The organism is Streptomyces roseoviridis (genome assembly GCF_039535235.1).
GTDB classification, from domain to species: Bacteria; Actinomycetota; Actinomycetes; order Streptomycetales; family Streptomycetaceae; genus Streptomyces; species Streptomyces roseoviridis.
In genome coordinates this window covers 3,803,459-3,819,486 of the sequence record NZ_BAAAWU010000001.1, presented here as the reverse complement: position 1 = coordinate 3,819,486, position 16,028 = coordinate 3,803,459, and the positions used below count along the sequence as shown (strand labels likewise).

At 70.9% G+C, this 16,028-nt stretch carries 12 protein-coding genes and 1 tRNA gene; 7 read left to right on the top strand and 6 right to left on the bottom strand.

The genetic code is table 11. The features are described 5' to 3' along the window. Nucleotides 1-5 precede the first annotated feature (5 nt). Nucleotides 6-1,601, bottom strand: coding sequence for a DUF2252 domain-containing protein (locus ABD954_RS17310; protein WP_345486933.1), 1,596 nt, complete (start codon nt 1,599-1,601; stop codon nt 6-8). 131 nt (nt 1,602-1,732) lie between these two features. After that, on the bottom strand, nt 1,733-2,818 hold the full coding sequence (locus ABD954_RS17305) for an ABC-2 transporter permease (protein WP_345486932.1): 1,086 nt from the start codon (nt 2,816-2,818) through the stop codon (nt 1,733-1,735). A gap of 95 nt (nt 2,819-2,913) precedes the next feature. Here ABD954_RS17305 and ABD954_RS17300 point away from each other — a divergent pair, with 95 nt between their 5' ends. Next, nucleotides 2,914-3,390 carry a MarR family winged helix-turn-helix transcriptional regulator gene (locus ABD954_RS17300; protein WP_345486931.1) on the top strand — a complete coding sequence of 159 codons (477 nt, stop codon included), beginning with the start codon at nt 2,914-2,916 and terminating at the stop codon, nt 3,388-3,390. A 22-nt stretch (nt 3,391-3,412) separates the two neighbouring features. Here the strand turns inward: ABD954_RS17300 and ABD954_RS17295 are convergent, their stop codons facing one another. The 3 genes from ABD954_RS17295 to ABD954_RS17285 form a co-directional block, all read right to left on the bottom strand. Then, the gene (locus tag ABD954_RS17295; RefSeq protein WP_345486930.1) at nt 3,413-4,048 is read right to left on the bottom strand and encodes a response regulator transcription factor; all 636 of its coding nucleotides are present in this window, start codon (nt 4,046-4,048) and stop codon (nt 3,413-3,415) included. A gap of 263 nt (nt 4,049-4,311) precedes the next feature. Further along, a complete protein-coding gene (locus ABD954_RS17290) occupies nt 4,312-6,411 on the bottom strand; it encodes a sensor histidine kinase (protein ID WP_345486929.1) in 2,100 nt (699 codons plus the stop codon). 88 nt (nt 6,412-6,499) lie between these two features. Continuing rightward, nucleotides 6,500-6,586: transfer RNA gene (locus ABD954_RS17285), tRNA-Leu, on the bottom strand. A gap of 589 nt (nt 6,587-7,175) precedes the next feature. Between ABD954_RS17285 and ABD954_RS17280 the strand changes: the two genes are divergently transcribed. From ABD954_RS17280 to pknB, 6 genes are all read left to right on the top strand, one after another. After that, nucleotides 7,176-8,048, top strand: a complete 873-nt coding sequence (locus ABD954_RS17280) for an FHA domain-containing protein (RefSeq protein ID WP_345486928.1) — start codon at nt 7,176-7,178, stop codon at nt 8,046-8,048. A 10-nt stretch (nt 8,049-8,058) separates the two neighbouring features. Further along, nucleotides 8,059-8,583 carry an FHA domain-containing protein FhaB/FipA gene (locus ABD954_RS17275; RefSeq protein ID WP_345486927.1) on the top strand — a complete coding sequence of 175 codons (525 nt, stop codon included), beginning with the start codon at nt 8,059-8,061 and terminating at the stop codon, nt 8,581-8,583. 177 nt (nt 8,584-8,760) lie between these two features. Next, nucleotides 8,761-10,245: a Stp1/IreP family PP2C-type Ser/Thr phosphatase gene (locus ABD954_RS17270; RefSeq protein ID WP_345486926.1), complete on the top strand. Its 1,485-nt coding sequence runs from the start codon at nt 8,761-8,763 to the stop codon at nt 10,243-10,245. Between the two features lie 28 nt (nt 10,246-10,273). Beyond that, complete coding sequence (locus tag ABD954_RS17265; RefSeq protein WP_345486925.1) at nt 10,274-11,704, top strand: FtsW/RodA/SpoVE family cell cycle protein; 1,431 nt, start codon at nt 10,274-10,276, stop codon at nt 11,702-11,704. After that, the gene (locus tag ABD954_RS17260) at nt 11,701-13,167 is read left to right on the top strand and encodes a peptidoglycan D,D-transpeptidase FtsI family protein (RefSeq protein ID WP_345486924.1); all 1,467 of its coding nucleotides are present in this window, start codon (nt 11,701-11,703) and stop codon (nt 13,165-13,167) included. Before ABD954_RS17265 ends, ABD954_RS17260 begins: the two co-directional genes overlap by 4 nt. 147 nt (nt 13,168-13,314) lie before the next feature. Beyond that, nucleotides 13,315-15,276, top strand: a complete 1,962-nt coding sequence (gene pknB / locus ABD954_RS17255; protein WP_345486923.1) for a Stk1 family PASTA domain-containing Ser/Thr kinase — start codon at nt 13,315-13,317, stop codon at nt 15,274-15,276. Nucleotides 15,277-15,346: 70 nt separating this feature from the next. Here pknB and ABD954_RS17250 read toward each other — a convergent pair whose 3' ends face one another. Next, the gene (locus ABD954_RS17250) at nt 15,347-16,024 is read right to left on the bottom strand and encodes a class E sortase (protein ID WP_345486922.1); all 678 of its coding nucleotides are present in this window, start codon (nt 16,022-16,024) and stop codon (nt 15,347-15,349) included. Nucleotides 16,025-16,028: the final 4 nt, after the last annotated feature.

The following is a 16,028-nucleotide window of genomic DNA, read 5'->3' as shown; positions in this document are numbered from 1 at the left end:
TGCCGTCAGACGCCGAGCTCCGCCGCTATCCGTCCCGAGCGGATCGCCGACAGCAGGTCGGCGTGGTCCGCGGTGGTGCGGTCGGCGTAGGCGACGGCGAAGGCTGTTATGGCCTCGTCGAGCTCTTCGTTCTTTCCGCAGTAGCCGGCGATCAGCCGCGGGTCCGCGCTGTGGGCGTGGGCGCGGGCGAGCAGGGCGCCGGTCATGCGGCCGTAGTCGTCGAACTGGTCGGCGGTGAGGGCGGCCGGGTCGACGCTGCCCTTGCGGTTGCGGAACTGCCGGACCTGGAAGGGCCGCCCTTCCACGGTGGTCCAGCCGAGCAGCATGTCGCTGACCACCTGCATCCGCTTCTGCCCGAGCACCACGCGCCGTCCTTCGTGTCCGGTGTCGCTCGCGGTGAAGCCGATGGTGGCGAGGTGCGGCAGCAGCGCCGAGGGGCGGGCCTCCTTGACCTGGAGTATCAGCGGTTCGCCCCGGTGGTCGAGCAGCAGCACGACGTAGGAGCGGGTGCCGACGCTGCCGGTGCCGACGACGCGGAAGGCCACGTCGTGGACGGCGTACCGGGCGAGCAGCGGAAGCCGGTCCTCGGAGACGGTCTCCAGGTACGGGCCGAGGGAGGCGGCGACGGCGGCCGCCTCCGCGTCGGGGACGCGGCGCAGTACCGGTGGGGCGTCGACGAAGCGTCTGCCGCCGCCTTCGTCGGCGGGGACGGCTTCGGTGGAGCGCGCGGCGAAGCGGGCGCTGGTGTTGTTGCGCGCCTTGGCCGATACCCGTTCGAGGGTGCCTATGAGGTCGCGGGCGTCGGTGTGGGAGACGAGTTCCTCGTCGGCGATGGCGTTCCAGGCGTCGAGCGCGGGGAGTCTGGCGAGCAGGCGCATGGTGCGCCGGTAGGCGCCGACGGTGTCGAAGGCGGCGGCCCGGCAGGTGTCCTCATCGGCGCCGGCTTCGCGTCCGGCGAGGACGAGGGAGGTGGCGAGCCGCTTGAGGTCCCATTCCCAGGGCCCGACGACGGTCTCGTCGAAGTCGTTGAGGTCGATGACGAGCCCGCCGCGGGCGTCTCCGTAGAGGCCGAAGTTGGCGGCGTGGGCGTCGCCGCATATCTGGGTGGCGATGCCGGTGACGGGGGAGCCGGTGAGGTCGTGGGCCATGAGGCCGGCGGCGCCGCGGAGGAAGGCGAAGGGGCTGGCGGCCATCCTGCCGACCCTGATGGGGGTGAGGCCGGGTACGCGGCCGTGGTTGGACTCTTCGACCGCGCTGGGGGCGTCGGGCCGGTCCGCGGCCAGGTGGAGGGTGGCGTGGGCGGAGCGGGGGAGGTCCTGGCGGAGTTCCTTGCCTCGCTGTTTGGCGGTGGCGGCGGCTCCGTCGGCGGAGCGGCGGGCGAAGCCGGGGACGTGCGGCAGGCGGGCGGAGCCGCCGGTCGCGGACTGGTCGGCCGGGGAAGCGCCGGTGGCGGGCTTGTCTCCCGTGGCCGCGTCGGCCGTCCACGCGCCGGGCGTGGGCGCTCCGGCTGGGGACGCACCGGCTGGGGCCGGGCCGGCCGCGGGCCGGTCGGCCCATGTGTGGTCGCGCTGTCCTGGTACCGCCGTGCTGGTGTCGTCCATGGGACGCCCTCCCCCGCCGTTCACTGTCCTGTCGGCATCGGCTGTGTCGACTGGCCCTGACGGTACCGCCGGGTCCACGAGGCCGTCTGCCCCTGTGGACAACGGCCTGTGGACAACTCTGTTTCGGCAGGTCAGACGGCGACCGCTTCCTCCATCTCCTCCTCCATCTCCTGCTCCGTTTCCTGCCCGGCGCGGGCCGTGGCCCGCTCGTCGGTCCCGGGGGCGGGGTGGCGACGCGCTTCGGTGAGGCCGGCGGTGACGGTCAGGGCGATGCCGGCGAGGAGCCAGAGGGTGAGGACGAGGACGTTGCCGCCGAGGGCGTGGCCGTCGAAGTAGACGTGGCCGCGGACGCCTTCGACGAAGCCGGCGCCGTTCCAGAAGGCGTGCAAGGAGCCGAAGAAGCCGGGCTGGAGTTCGGGCCGGTAGATGCCACCGGAGCTGGTGAAGTTGAGCATCACGAACAGCACCATCACGCCGAGGGTGGTCCAGCGCTTGAGGAAGGTGTGGAGTCCGACGCCGATCAGCAGGATGCCGGCGCAGTACAGCCAGGAGAGGGCCCAGACGCCGCCGAGGCCGTGGTCGACGAGGTGGAAGAGGGGCCCGGCGAAGACGGTGCCGATGAGGCTGACGACGAGGGACATGCCGGCGGCGAGGAGGGCCCTGATGCGCATGGGCAGGACGGCTCCGGCGCCGCCGATGACCGCGACGGAGGCGTAGGAGCCGATGCTGAGGGCGACCAGGAGGAAGAAGATGCCCTGGCCGGTGGGGTCGCCGGAGGCGACGGGGGCGACGTCGGTGACCTTGAGCGGGTCGCCGCGGGTGGCGGCGACCTTGGTGAAGACCTTCTCGACGGCCATGGCGCTGGTGTCGGAGGAGGCGGAGGCGACGAGGAGTTCGGGGGTGCTGCTGTCCGCTGCGGGGATGTAGGCGCCGAAGCTGGACCGGTCGCGCAGGGCGGCGGTGGCGGCGGCGCGGTCGGGGACGGTGCGGACGTCGAGGGCGCCGGCGCCCTTGTCGTGGACGGTCTGCGCGAGGACCTGGGCCTGGGGTCCGGAGCCGACGATGTCGACGCGCAGGTCGTGGGGCTGGGGGGCGTGGAAGGCGCCGAGGTAGGCGAGGCCCATGCCGATGCACATCAGCAGCGGGGTGAGCAGGTGGCCGAGGACGTGGCGCAGTGCTCCCTTGGTGGTCGGTCCTTCGGGCACCGGAACCTCCATGGTTGGCTTTTACAACTAAATAACCGTTGTACTATACAACTGAAAGTGTGGGTCGGGCCAGCCGGCGTCCGGCCCCCGGCGACGAGGAGCGCACCATGAGCGAGGGCGGGCGGGAGACATCCCTCGACACCATCCAGCGGGAGCTGACGGCCTTCGCCCGCCGGGCACGGGCCGCCGCGGCCCGGCTGCATCCCGAGCTGCCGCTGGTCTCGTACACGCTCCTGGCCCACATCGACGACCGGCACGGCTGCCGGGCCACCGATCTCGCGGCCCACTACCTGCTGGACAAGTCGACGGTCAGCCGCCAGGTCGCCGCCCTGGAGAAGCTGGGCCTGGTCGAGCGGCGGCCCGACCCCGACGACCACCGGGTCCAGGTGCTGCACCCGACGGAGGCCGGGACCCAGGTCCTCGCCTCCACCCAGGCCAGCCGGCTCGCCGCGTACGAGGAACGCCTCAAGGACTGGTCGCCCGAGGACCTCGCCGCGTTCGCGTCCTATCTGCTCCGCTACAACGCGGCGGGTGACACCGACGCCCCCGCCGCCCCCGCGCGAAGCGCCCACGAGGAGCCCTGAACAGGAAAGAGGCCCCGGCGGCCTAGAGGCGGGCGTCCCGGGCCAGCAGCGCCGCCTGCACCCGGTTCTCGCAGTTCAGCTTGGCCAGGATCCGGCTCACATACGTCTTCACCGTGGCCTCGCTCATGTGCAGCCGCCGGCCGGCGTCGGCGTTGGAGAGCCCCTCGCCCAGCAGCGCGAGGACCTCGCGCTCACGCTCGCTGAGCGCGGTCAGCCGCCGCCTGGCCTCCTCCGCGCGCGCCGCCTCCCGGCCCGAGGCGAGCTGCTCCACCACATGCCGGGTGGCGGCGGGGGAGAGGTACGCGTCACCCGCGGCAGCGGCCCGCACGGCGCGGATCAGCTCGGCCGGCGCGGTGTCCTTCAGGAGGAACCCGGCTCCGCCGTGTTCGAGGGCGCGCAGCACGTTCTCCCGCTCGCCGAAGGTCGTCAGCACGATTACCTTGGTCATGGGTGCGGCCCGACGCAGCTCCGGCAGGGCGGACAGGCCGTCGAGCACGGGCATCTGGATGTCGAGCAGCACCACGTCGGCCGCGTGGGCGCGCGCCAGGTCGATGGCCTCGCGGCCGTTCACGGCCTCGGCGACGACCTCGATCTGCGGATCGGAGGTGAGGATCATCCGGATTCCGGCCCTGATCAACGGCTCGTCGTCGGCGATCACGACCCTGATCGGCCGCTCCGTCCCGAACGCGGTCCCCGCCGCCCCGCCCGCCTGCTGCTCGGCTGCCGCGCCGACCCCGGCCCCCGACCCGGCTCCCCCGCTGGTCCCCGACCCGGCCCCCGAACCGATTCCTGCCCCTGCCCCTGCCCCTGCTCCTGCTCCGGTCCCTGCCCCGAGCCCTGTCACAGCCACTCCCCACGGCTAGCGGTACGAGCGGGCCTGGTCCCAGGTCAGGGCCCGCCCCGGCGCCGGGCACGAGGGCCCTAGCGCACGACGTCGTACGACTTCTTCTCGATCAGCTTGCCGTCCTTGAAGCAGAACCGGAAAACGGGTTCCGAGTCGAGGCTGTCGCCCATCTCCGTGCTCATGAGCACCAGACACGTCGATCCCTCCGGCTCCGCGGGGCCCTTCCCGTGCAGTCCGGTCGTCGTGATGGTGTCGCCCGAAGGAAGTCGGTCCCGGACCTCCTTCTCGCTCTGACCGACCTTGACGGCGTCGTACTCGGCCGGGTCGATCATCCCCTTCGACATCGAGCCCATCAGGAAGTACAGGCCGAAGCCTCCCGCCACCAGCAGCAGGACGAGGGCCGCGAACGCGATCCCGCAGCCGAGCGCTATCCCGCCGCTCTTGCTCCTGCCCCTGCCCGCCTGCATCGCCATCGCCAGCTCCCGCTCGGTCACCGTCCAGTCGGACGGTCCGACTGCGACCCGACCACGGTGGCCTCCCGGACCCTTCTTCGACTGCTGCCGGAAGTCGTCAGCCGCATCGACGAAAGACGCGGCGTAGGGGACCGCCGGCGGGCCCCCGTACGGCACGGCACCGGAACCGGCTGACGCGTGCCCGGGCGAGGCGGGCACGGCAGGCACCCCCGACGCATGCGCCGCCGACGCGAGCACCGGCCCCCGCGCCGCCGCGCCCGCCACGCCCGCCGACGGATCCGCGTACACGTCCGCGTACGCGTCGGCGTACGGGTCCACGTACGGCGCGGCCTCCACCGCCCCGTACGGCAGGACTCCGGCGACCCGGAAGCCGCCGCCGTCGGCGGGGCCGGCGTGGACGATGCCGCCGACCAGGCGTGCCCGCTCGTGCAGGCCGGTCAGCCCCTGCCCGCCGCTGACGACCTCCGCGGGGCGCTCGGCCGTCTCCTCGTTCAGCACCTCGACCACGAAGGCGTCCGGCTCGTAGCGCACCTCCACGCTGATCGGGGCGCCCGGCGCGTGCTTGTACGCGTTCGTCAGGCCTTCCTGGACTATCCGGTACGCGGCGTGGTCGACGGCTGGCGCGAGCGCCCGGGGCTCGCCCCGTCGGGTCAGGCCGATCGCGGTCCCGGCGGACCGGGCCGCGTCGACGAGTCCCTCGATGCCGGCTGTCCCCCGCGCCGCCCGTCCCGTCTCGTCACCGGGCCGCCCCACCGGCCCGCCGGGCCCCTCGTCCGGGGCCTCGACGCCGTCGCGCAGGATGCCGACGACCTCCCGCAGCTCGTGCATGGCGTCCATGGAGGCGTTCCGCAGGACCGCCACCACCTCGCGCTGGCGATCGGTCAGATGGGGGTCCACCTCCAGGGCTCCGGTGTGCACGGAGATCAGCGCCAGTTGGTGGCCGAGGCTGTCGTGCATGTCCTGCGCGATCCGCTGGCGCTCGCGCATCCTGGCCTGACCCGCGATCATCGCCCGCTCGCGCAGCAGCTGCACGTTCCGCTCCTGGAGGGCGTGCAGCAGGGTCCTGCGCTGGGCCCAGTAGCGGTGGGCGAGCCCGGGTGCGAGCGTCGTCGCCAGGAAGTACAGCGTCGAGATGAACGTGACGGTCAGGATCCGGTGGCCGTCCCACATCTCGAGGACCGTGCCGGCCATGTTGAGGACGTACGCGGCGGTGCCCGCGGCCAGGGCGCGGCCCGCACCCGGGACGTAACGGCCCGCCGACCAGCCGACCAGGATCAGCAGCGCCAGGAAGCCCGGTACGAACGGTGCGAGGAACGAGGTGACGACGAGCGCGGTCACCGGCAGCCGACGCCGCAGCAGCGACAGCACGGCCGAGGCCACGGCGACGCCCGCGAGCGCCCAGCCCTCCCCGCCGAGGAGGTCCTCGGTGCCGGCGGCCAGCAGCGCCATGACGACGGCGAGCACCGCCTCGCCCGCGGTCCTGCGCCGCGACCACTGTCCCGGCACCGCGAACCAGCACCACCCGGCGCGGAGCCAGGCCCTGACGGTCCCGATCTTCGTAGGAGCTTCCACGCTCGCACGATAGGCGCCGCGCCCGACCGCCCGCCGTCCTCTTTCGTCGCGCCCCCGACCGACGAAGGTCGCACCGCTCGCACGGCCCGCGCCTCGGCGAACCCCGGGCCCCACCCGTCGCACGAGCACCATCACCCGCACCGCACCCGCAGCGCCGGCGCCACGCCCACCACCGACAACGCGGAAGCCCCGTAGGTCATTGACCTACGGGGCTTCCGTCTGGTGCGCGAGGGGGGAGTTGAACCCCCACGCCCTTTCGGGCACTGGAACCTGAATCCAGCGCGTCTGCCTATTCCGCCACCCGCGCATTGGGTGGTCTCCGGGCTCCTTCACCTTTCGGTGCGCTCGCCTGGCGACATCTGAAGATTAGCACGTCGCAGACGGTGGATTCACATCCGTTGTTTCGACCCCTCCGCGACGGAGGAGGAGAGAAGAGGAGCAGGGAGGGAAGAGGAACGGGAGCCGCAGCGACCGGCCGAAGCGGTGACGGGCGGGACCGGTGGCCGTGACAGCAGGATCGGAGCCAGGACGGCAGGACCGGAGGCCGGGACAGCAGGATCACCAGACCGCGAAGGACGAGATCGGAGACCGCGTCGGGCAAGATCGCAGACCACGACGGGCAGGACCGGAGGCCGGGACGGGCAAGATCGCAGACCACGACGGGCAGGACCGGAGGCCGGGACGGGTGAGAGGTGGCGCACGCGGCACTTCCGCTCGGTCCCCGGTGCGGGACACTGTCCACAGGCCGCCTCTACGATCCCGGGGGAAAGGCCCGCGGAAGGTCTGTGAGAGGTGACACTCGTCCACAGGGCAGAGAAGGGGAACCAGCCGATTTCCCGACGCGTGGATACGATCAGTAAGCAGTACCAGGACGACGACGAAGGAGGAGGTGCCCCATGGGAGTCCTGAAGCGGTTCGAGCAGCGACTTGAAGGTCTGGTCAACGGCACCTTCGCCAAGGTCTTCAAGTCCGAGGTCCAGCCCGTCGAGATCGCCGGCGCCCTCCAGCGCGAGTGCGACAACAACGCGACGATCTGGAACCGCGAGCGGACGGTCGTCCCCAACGACTTCATCGTGGAGCTGAGCGCGCCGGACTACGAGCGCCTCAGCCCCTACTCGGGCCAGCTCGGCGACGAGCTCGCCGGTCTGGTCCGGGACTACGCCAAGCAGCAGCGGTACACCTTCATGGGGCCGATCAAGGTCCACCTGGAGAAGGCCGACGACCTCGACACCGGTCTGTACCGGGTGCGCAGTCGTACGCTCGCGTCGAGTACGTCACAGCCGCAGCCCGCCGGCGGGCACGCCCCGCATCCCGGTCAGGGGCAGCAGCAGCCGCCGCGCGGTGGCTACGGCTACCCTCCGGCCGGTGCCCCGCCGATGCCCGCGGCGCCGCCGCCGGGCGCCCCGGCGATGCCCGGTCACCGTCCGACGGCTGCGGCCGCGGGCCGTCCCGGCGGTCCCGCGCCCGTGCCCGGTTCGGGCGGCGGGCAGGTCCGCCGCTGGATCGAGATCAACGGCAACCGTCACCAGATTTCCCGCCCGACCCTGGTCCTCGGCCGCAGCACCGACGCGGACGTGAGGATCGACGATCCCGGCGTCTCGCGCCGGCACTGCGAGATCCGGACCGGAACGCCCTCGACGATCACGGATCTCGGGTCCACCAACGGCATCGTGGTGGACGGGCAGCACACCACCCGCGCTACGCTCCGCGACGGCTCGCGGATCGTCGTGGGCAGCACCACCATCGTTTACCGGCAAGCCGAAGGGTGAAGCGGGGGCAATGTCAGAGCTGACCCTGACGGTCATGCGGCTGGGTTTCCTGGCCGTTCTGTGGCTGTTCGTCATCGTGGCCGTCCAGGTCATCCGTAGCGACCTGTTCGGCACGCGGGTCACCCAGCGCGGTTCGCGGCGCCAGGAAGCGCGCCCGCAGCAGGGCGGGCGGCAGGCCGCCGCGCCTCCGCAGCAGCGGGGCGGCCAGCAGGCCGCGGGCGGCGGGCGGCAGCGCCGCGGCGCCCCGACCAAGCTCGTCGTCTCCGAGGGCACCCTCACCGGCACGACGGTCGCCCTCCAGGGGCAGACCATCACGCTGGGCCGCGCCCACGACTCGACGATCGTGCTGGACGACGACTACGCGTCCAGCAGGCACGCCAGGATCTACCCGGACCGGGACGGTCAGTGGATCGTCGAGGACCTCGGGTCCACCAACGGCACGTATCTCGACCGGACCCGCCTCACCACCGCCACGCCGATTCCGCTGGGCGCGCCGATCCGCATCGGCAAGACCGTCATCGAGCTGCGGAAGTAGTACGAAAATGAGCGAGCGGAGCGAGCGCGCCGGGACGGTCCCCACGAAGGGCCGCCCCGAGGACCGCGCGGCAGCCCGGGCAGCGGGCCAGGGCGGGTACGGGCTCCCGACCGGAGGGTGGGCAGTGTGGCTCGAGACCGGCGGCACCCCGAGGCGGCGCCGACAGGGCAGGTGGGCATGAGCTTGTCACTGCGTTTCGCCGCGGGCTCGCACAAGGGCATGATCCGCGAGGGCAACGAGGACTCCGGTTACGCCGGGCCGCGGCTGCTCGCGATCGCCGACGGCATGGGCGGCCAGGCCGCCGGTGAGGTCGCCTCGTCCGAAGTGATCTCGACCCTGGTGACGCTGGACGACGACGTCCCCGGCTCCGACATCCTCACCTCGCTCGGTACGGCGGTGCAGCGCGCCAACGACCAGCTGCGGATGATGGTCGAGGAGGACCCGCAGCTGGAGGGCATGGGCACGACGCTCACCGCCCTGCTGTGGACGGGACAGCGCCTCGGTCTCGTGCACGTCGGAGACTCGCGCGCGTACCTGCTGCGCGACGGCGTGCTCACGCAGATCACGCAGGACCACACCTGGGTGCAGCGGCTCGTCGACGAGGGCCGGATCACCGAGGAGGAGGCCACCACCCACCCGCAGAGGTCGCTCCTCATGCGCGCGCTGGGCAGCGGCGACCACGTCGAGCCGGACCTGTCCATCCGCGAGGTGCGGGCGGGCGACCGCTATCTGGTGTGCTCCGACGGCCTGTCGGGCGTGGTGTCGCACCAGACGCTGGAGGAGACCCTCGCCAGCTACCAGGGTCCACAGGAGACCGTGCAGGAGCTGATCCAGCTCGCGCTGCGCGGCGGCGGCCCGGACAACATCACGGTGATCGTCGCCGACGTCCTCGACGTCGACGGCGGCGACACCCTCGCCGGCCACCTCAGCGACACCCCGGTGATCGTGGGCGCGGTCGCGGAGAACCAGTCGCCGCTGCACGACGGCGGAGCGATGCACACGCCCGCGGGCCGCGCCTCCGGGCTCGGCCGGCCGGCGCCGCACCAGCAGCCGCCGGCGGGCGGTTTCGGCCCGCCCGGAAGCGGCGACGACCACGGCTACGGCGGGATGCCGCCGCAGGGCTCCTTCGGCGCGTACGCGGAGGACGACTTCGTGAAGCCGCGCTCCGGCCGCAAGTGGCTGAAGCGCTCCTTCTTCCTCGTGCTGGCGCTGGGGGTGATCGGCGGCGGCCTGTACGGCGGGTACCGCTGGACGCAGACGCAGTACTACGTGGGCACGAAGGACGATCACGTGGCGCTGTACCGGGGCATCAGCCAGGACCTGGCGTGGGTGAGGCTCTCGGAGGTCGAGGCGGACCACCCCGAGATCGAACTCAAGTACCTGCCGGCGTACCAGCGCAAGCAGGTCGAGGACACCATCGCGGGCGGCAGCCTCGCCAAGGCGAAGACGAAGATCTCCGAGCTGGCGGTGCAGGCGTCGGCCTGCAAGAAGACCGAGCAGCGTCAGAAGGCCGCCGCGGACGCGGCGGACAAGGCGAGCCCGCCGCCGTCCTCGGAAGGCTCCGCGTCGCCGAACCCCAAGCCCACCACAGCCGCGCCGTCCCCCGGGCCCACCCTGTCCTCGGAGGAGCAGAAGCTGGCCTCGAACTGCGGCAAGCAGTAAGCAGACCCGTAGGGGGCCTTTCACCACCATGAGCGTTGTCACCAACACGACCACCATCGGCGCCATCGAGGCGCCGAGCCGCCGGAACACCGAGCTGGCGCTGCTGGCGTTCGCCGTCGCCATCCCCGTGTTCGCGTACCTCAACGTCGGTCTGGCGATCGACGGCAAGGTGCCGCCGGGCATGGCGGGATACGGGCTCGGGCTCGGCCTGCTCGCGGGCGTCGCGCATCTCGTGGTGCGCAAGTGGGCGCCGTACGCGGACCCGCTGCTGCTGCCGCTGGCGACGCTGCTCAACGGGATGGGTCTGGTGCTGATCTGGCGCCTGGACCAGTCGCCGCGCATCATCGCCCGGTACAAGACCTTCAGCCCCGACGCACCCAACCAGATGCTGTACTCGGCGATCGGCATCGCCATGTTCGTGGGTGTGCTGCTGCTGCTGAAGGACCACCGGGTGCTGCAGCGCTACACGTACATCTCGATGGCGGCGGCCCTCGTGCTGCTGCTGCTGCCGCTCGTCCCCGGTCTCGGCGCGGACGTCTTCGGCGCCAAGATCTGGATCAACGTCGGTGGTTTCTCGATCCAGCCCGGTGAGTTCGCCAAGCTGGTCCTGGCCGTGTTCTTCTCCGGCTATCTGATGGTGAAACGGGACGCGCTGGCGCTGGCCAGCCGCCGCTTCATGGGGCTGTATCTGCCGCGTGGCCGGGACCTGGGACCGATCCTGACGATCTGGGCGATCAGCCTGATGATCCTGGTCTTCGAGAACGACCTCGGAACGTCGCTGCTGTTCTTCGGCATGTTCGTGATCATGCTGTACGTGGCGACGGAGCGGACCAGCTGGGTCGTCATGGGTCTGCTGATGTCCACGGCCGGTGCGGTGGTCGTCGGCTCCACCGCCTCCCACGTGAAGTCCCGCGTCGCCGCGTGGCTCGACCCCTTCGAGTGCCTGAAGACGGCTCCCGAAGGCAGCAACATGGCCGCTGCCTGCGACCAGATGTCCCAGGTGCTGATGTCCTTCGGCTCCGGCGGCATCCTCGGCACCGGCATCGGCCAGGGCAACTCGGATCTCATCGGCTTCGCCGCGAACTCCGACTTCATCTTCGCCACCGTCGGCGAGGAGCTCGGTCTCACCGGTGTGATGGTCTTCCTGCTGTTCTACGGGCTGATCATCGAGCGCGGTGTGCGCACCGCCCTCGCCGCGCGCGACCCGTTCGGCAAGCTGCTGGCGATGGGCCTGTCGGGCGCGTTCGCGCTGCAGGTCTTCGTCGTCGCCGGCGGCGTGATGGGCCTCATCCCGCTGACCGGTATGACGATGCCGTTCCTCGCCTACGGTGGTTCGTCCGTGATCGCCAACTGGGCGCTGATCGGCGTGCTGATCCGTATCAGCGACACCGCGCGCCGACCCGCGCCCTCCCCCGCCCCGAACCCCGACGCCGAGATGACGCAGGTGGTCCGTCCGTGAACAAGCCGCTGCGCCGCGTCGCGATCTTCTGCGGCCTGCTGATCTTCGCCCTGCTGGTGCGGGACAACTGGCTCCAGTACGTGCGCGCCGACGAGCTCAACGCCCACCCGAAGAACAAGCGGGTCACGATCGAGCGCTACGCCAGCGAGCGCGGCAACATCATCGTGGACGGCAAGCCGATCACGGGCTCGATCGATTCCAAGGACAACTTCTACAAGTTCAAGCGGACCTATGTGGACGGCCCCATGTGGGCGCCGGTCACGGGTTACGCCTCGCAGGCCTTCGACGCCAGCCAGATCGAGAAGATCGAGGACGGCATCCTCACCGGCAACGACGACCGGCTGTTCTTCGACCGCACCCTCGCCATGTTCACCGGCGAGAAGAAGAAGGGCGGCGACGTCGTCACCACCCTGAGCGGGGCGGCGCAGCGGGCCGCGTACAAGGGCCTCGGGTCGAAGACGGGCGCGGTCGTCGCGATCGAGCCGTCGACGGGCAAGATCCTGGCGCTCGCCTCGACCCCGTCGTACGACCCGGCGTCCTTCGCCGGCTATCACAACGCGGACGCCCAGGCGTGGCAGTCGCTGGAGAAGGACAAGAACAAGCCGAAGCTGAACCGTGCGCTGCGCGAGATCTACCCGCCCGGCTCCGTCTTCAAGGTGGTCACGGCGGCGGCGGCGCTGGAGAACGGCGCGGTCAAGGACATCGACGCGGCGACGGACACCCCCGAGGGCTGGAAGATCCCGCTGTCCCGGGTACCGATGAAGAACCAGCACGGCGGCTGCGCCAACGCGAGCCTGAACGAGGCGCTGCGGGTGTCGTGCAACTCGGTGTTCGCCAAGCTCGGTGACGACGTCGGCCGCGACAAGATGGTCGAGATGGCGGAGAAGTTCGGCTTCAACGAGGAGCAGTTCACTCCGGTCCGCGCGGTCGCCTCCGTCTACGACAAGAAGGCCGACCGGGGTGGAAACGCGCTGTCGTCGATCGGCCAGTTCAACACGGCGACGACGCCGCTGCAGATGGCGATGGTGACGGCCGCGATCGCCAACGACGGCAAGCTGATGCAGCCGTACATGATCGACAAGCTGGTGGCGCCGAACCTCGACGTGATCCAGCAGAACGAGCCGAAGGAGCTGAGCCGCCCGGTCTCGCCGGAGAACGCGCAGCTGCTCCAGCGGATGATGGAGAACGTCGTCGAGAACGGCACCGGCGGCAAGGCCGACCTGAACATGGACGGGGTGAAGGTCGGCGGCAAGACGGGTACGGCGCAGCACGGCGAGAAGAACGCCAAGCGTCCCTACGCCTGGTTCATCTCCTACGCCAAGACCGACCAGGGTTCCCCGGTGGCGGTGGCCGTGATCGTCGAGGACGCGGGCGGCACCGACCGTGAGGACATCAGCGGTGGCGGTCTGGCGGCCCCGATCGCGAAGGCCGTGATGAAGGCGGTAGTGAAGAGCAAGAGCTGATCTTCCGGGCCCGGATACCGGTCGGGTATCAGGTGGCGGTCGGCGGACGAAGCGCCTTCCCGCGGCCGGTAGCGTATGCGCGGACAGCACACACCGCCGGACCACACACGGGTGCGGTCGGGACAGACGGAGAGGGCTGGAGAAGCTATGGAAGAGCCGCGTCGCCTCGGCGGCCGGTACGAGCTGGGCTCGGTGCTCGGCCGTGGTGGCATGGCCGAGGTGTACCTCGCGCACGACACCCGGCTCGGCCGCACCGTCGCCGTGAAGACCTTGCGGGCGGACCTCGCCCGTGACCCGTCCTTCCAGGCCCGGTTCCGCCGTGAGGCCCAGTCCGCCGCCTCGCTCAACCACCCGGCGATCGTCGCGGTCTACGACACCGGCGAGGACTACGTCGACGGCGTGTCCATCCCGTACATCGTGATGGAGTACGTCGACGGCTCGACGCTGCGTGAGCTGCTGCACTCCGGGCGCAAGCTGCTGCCCGAGCGCACGCTGGAGATGACCGTCGGCATCCTGCAGGCGCTGGAGTACTCGCACCGCGCCGGGATCGTGCACCGCGACATCAAGCCGGCGAACGTCATGCTGACGCGTACCGGCCAGGTCAAGGTCATGGACTTCGGCATCGCGCGCGCCATGGGCGACGCGGGCATGACCATGACGCAGACCGCCGCGGTGATCGGCACGGCCCAGTACCTGTCGCCGGAGCAGGCCAAGGGCGAGCAGGTCGACGCCCGCTCCGACCTGTACTCCACCGGCTGTCTGCTGTACGAGCTGCTGACCGTGCGGCCGCCGTTCATCGGTGACTCGCCGGTGGCCGTGGCCTACCAGCACGTGCGGGAGGAGCCGCAGCCGCCGAGCGTCTTCGATCCCGAGATCACGCCGGAGATGGACGCGATCGTCCTCAAGGCGCTGGTCAAGGATCCCGACTACCGCTACCAGTCCGCCGACGAGATGCGCGCGGACATCGAGGCGTGCCTCGACGGCCAGCCGGTCGCGGCGACCGCGGCGATGGGCGCGGTCGGCTACGGCGGGGGCTACGGCGGCTACGGGCCGGAGGACCAGCCGACCACGGCGCTGCGCCAGGCGGACCCGGCGGGCGCCCACACGGCGATGCTGCCGCCCATGAACCCGGACGACGGCTACGGCTATGACGACCGCCCCGACCGCCGGCGCCAGAAGAAGTCGAACACCTCGACGATCCTGCTGGTGCTGGCGGGCATCCTGGTGCTCGTCGGCGCGATCCTCATCGGCCAGTCGCTGTTCGACAAGAAGGACGGCGCGGACCAGGTGCCGGTGCCCCAGTTCGTCGGCAAGACGCTGAAGGAAGCCGAGGGCCTCGCGGCGAACTCGCAGATCAAGGTGGCGCAGAGCGGCACCGAGCGGTGTGATCAGCCCAAGGGCGCGATCTGCAGCCAGACGCCGGTGTACGCGCCCGAGGCGAAGATGAACGCCGGCGAGACGGTGTCCGTGGTGGTCTCCGAGGGCGCCCCGCAGGTCGAGGTGCCGGACGTCACCGAGAAGCAGCAGTCGAGCGCCGAGGAGCAGCTGCGCGAAAAGGGCTTCAAGGTCACCGTGAAGTACGAGGAGTCCGACCAGGAGCCGGGCCGGGTGCTGAGCCAGAGCCCCGAGGGCGGCTCCAAGGCGGAGAAGAACTCCGAGGTCACGATCACCGTGGCGAAGAAGGAGAAGTCGCGCCTGCCGGACGTCACCGGTCGCTCCTACGACCAGGCCGTCCAGGACCTGAAGCTGCTCGGCTTCGAGAACGTCGCCCGTCAGGACGTGGACTCCGACCAGCCCGCGGGCACGGTCATCGGCCAGACGCCCAACGGCAACTCGGACCAGCCGAAGGACGTCCAGATCGCGCTGAAGGTCTCCAAGGGCCCGCAGCAGACGGCGCAGCCGGTGCCGTTCATCATCGGCCAGACCCTCGACGAGGCCCGGGCGACGCTCGCCGCCAACGGCTACCAGCTGGGCAACGTCGACGGCTCCTCCGACGGTGACGCCCGCGTCCACCAGCAGGACCCGATGCCGGGCACGCCGGGCCAGCCGAACCAGGCGGTCAACGTGAAGACGGAGAAGAAGGGCAACGGCGGCGGCTGGTTCGACTAGAGCCGCACGCCCCCATGACGTAAGCCCCGGCATCCAGGATGCCGGGGCTTACGTCATATCGTGCGCGGTGCTAGCGCAGTTCCGCCGGCGGGGTGCGGGCGGCGTCGACCTTCTCGGTGCGTTCCAGCTCGCCCCACACGATGTAGCGGTAGTCCGAGGTGTACATCGGGGTGCAGGTGGTCAGGGTGATGTAGCGGCCCGGCCTGGTCTTGCCCGACTCCTCGGGGACAGGCTGGAGGACGTCCACGTTGTACTTGGTGGTCTCGGGGAGGGTCTTGTAGACCTTGTAGACGTACCAGGTGTCCTTGGACTCAAAGACGATCGGGTCGCCGTTCTTCAGCTTGTGGATGTTGTGGAACTTCGCCCCGTGTCCGTCCCGGTGGGCGGCGAGCGTGAAGTTGCCCTGCTTGTCCTGGGGCAGGGCGGACTTCACGGGTTCGGTGTAGTAGCCGGCGACACCGTTGTTGAGGGTCTCGGAGTCGGTGCCCTTCTTCACCAGCACCTCGTCGCCGCCGAAGGCCGGCACGTGCAGGAAGCCGATCCCGTCCCTGGTGTCGAGCGCGCCGGGGCCGCTGTCGGCCCAGTGGTCGCGGACCTGGTCGCCGTCCTTGTCGGCGGCCCGGTCGGCGAGGACGTTGGTCCACCACAGGGAGTAGACGACGAAGAGGCCGAGGACCAGGCCGGCGGTGATGAGGAGTTCACCGAAGACGCTGATGATCCCGGCGATCCGGTTGCGCGCACGTGCCACTAGG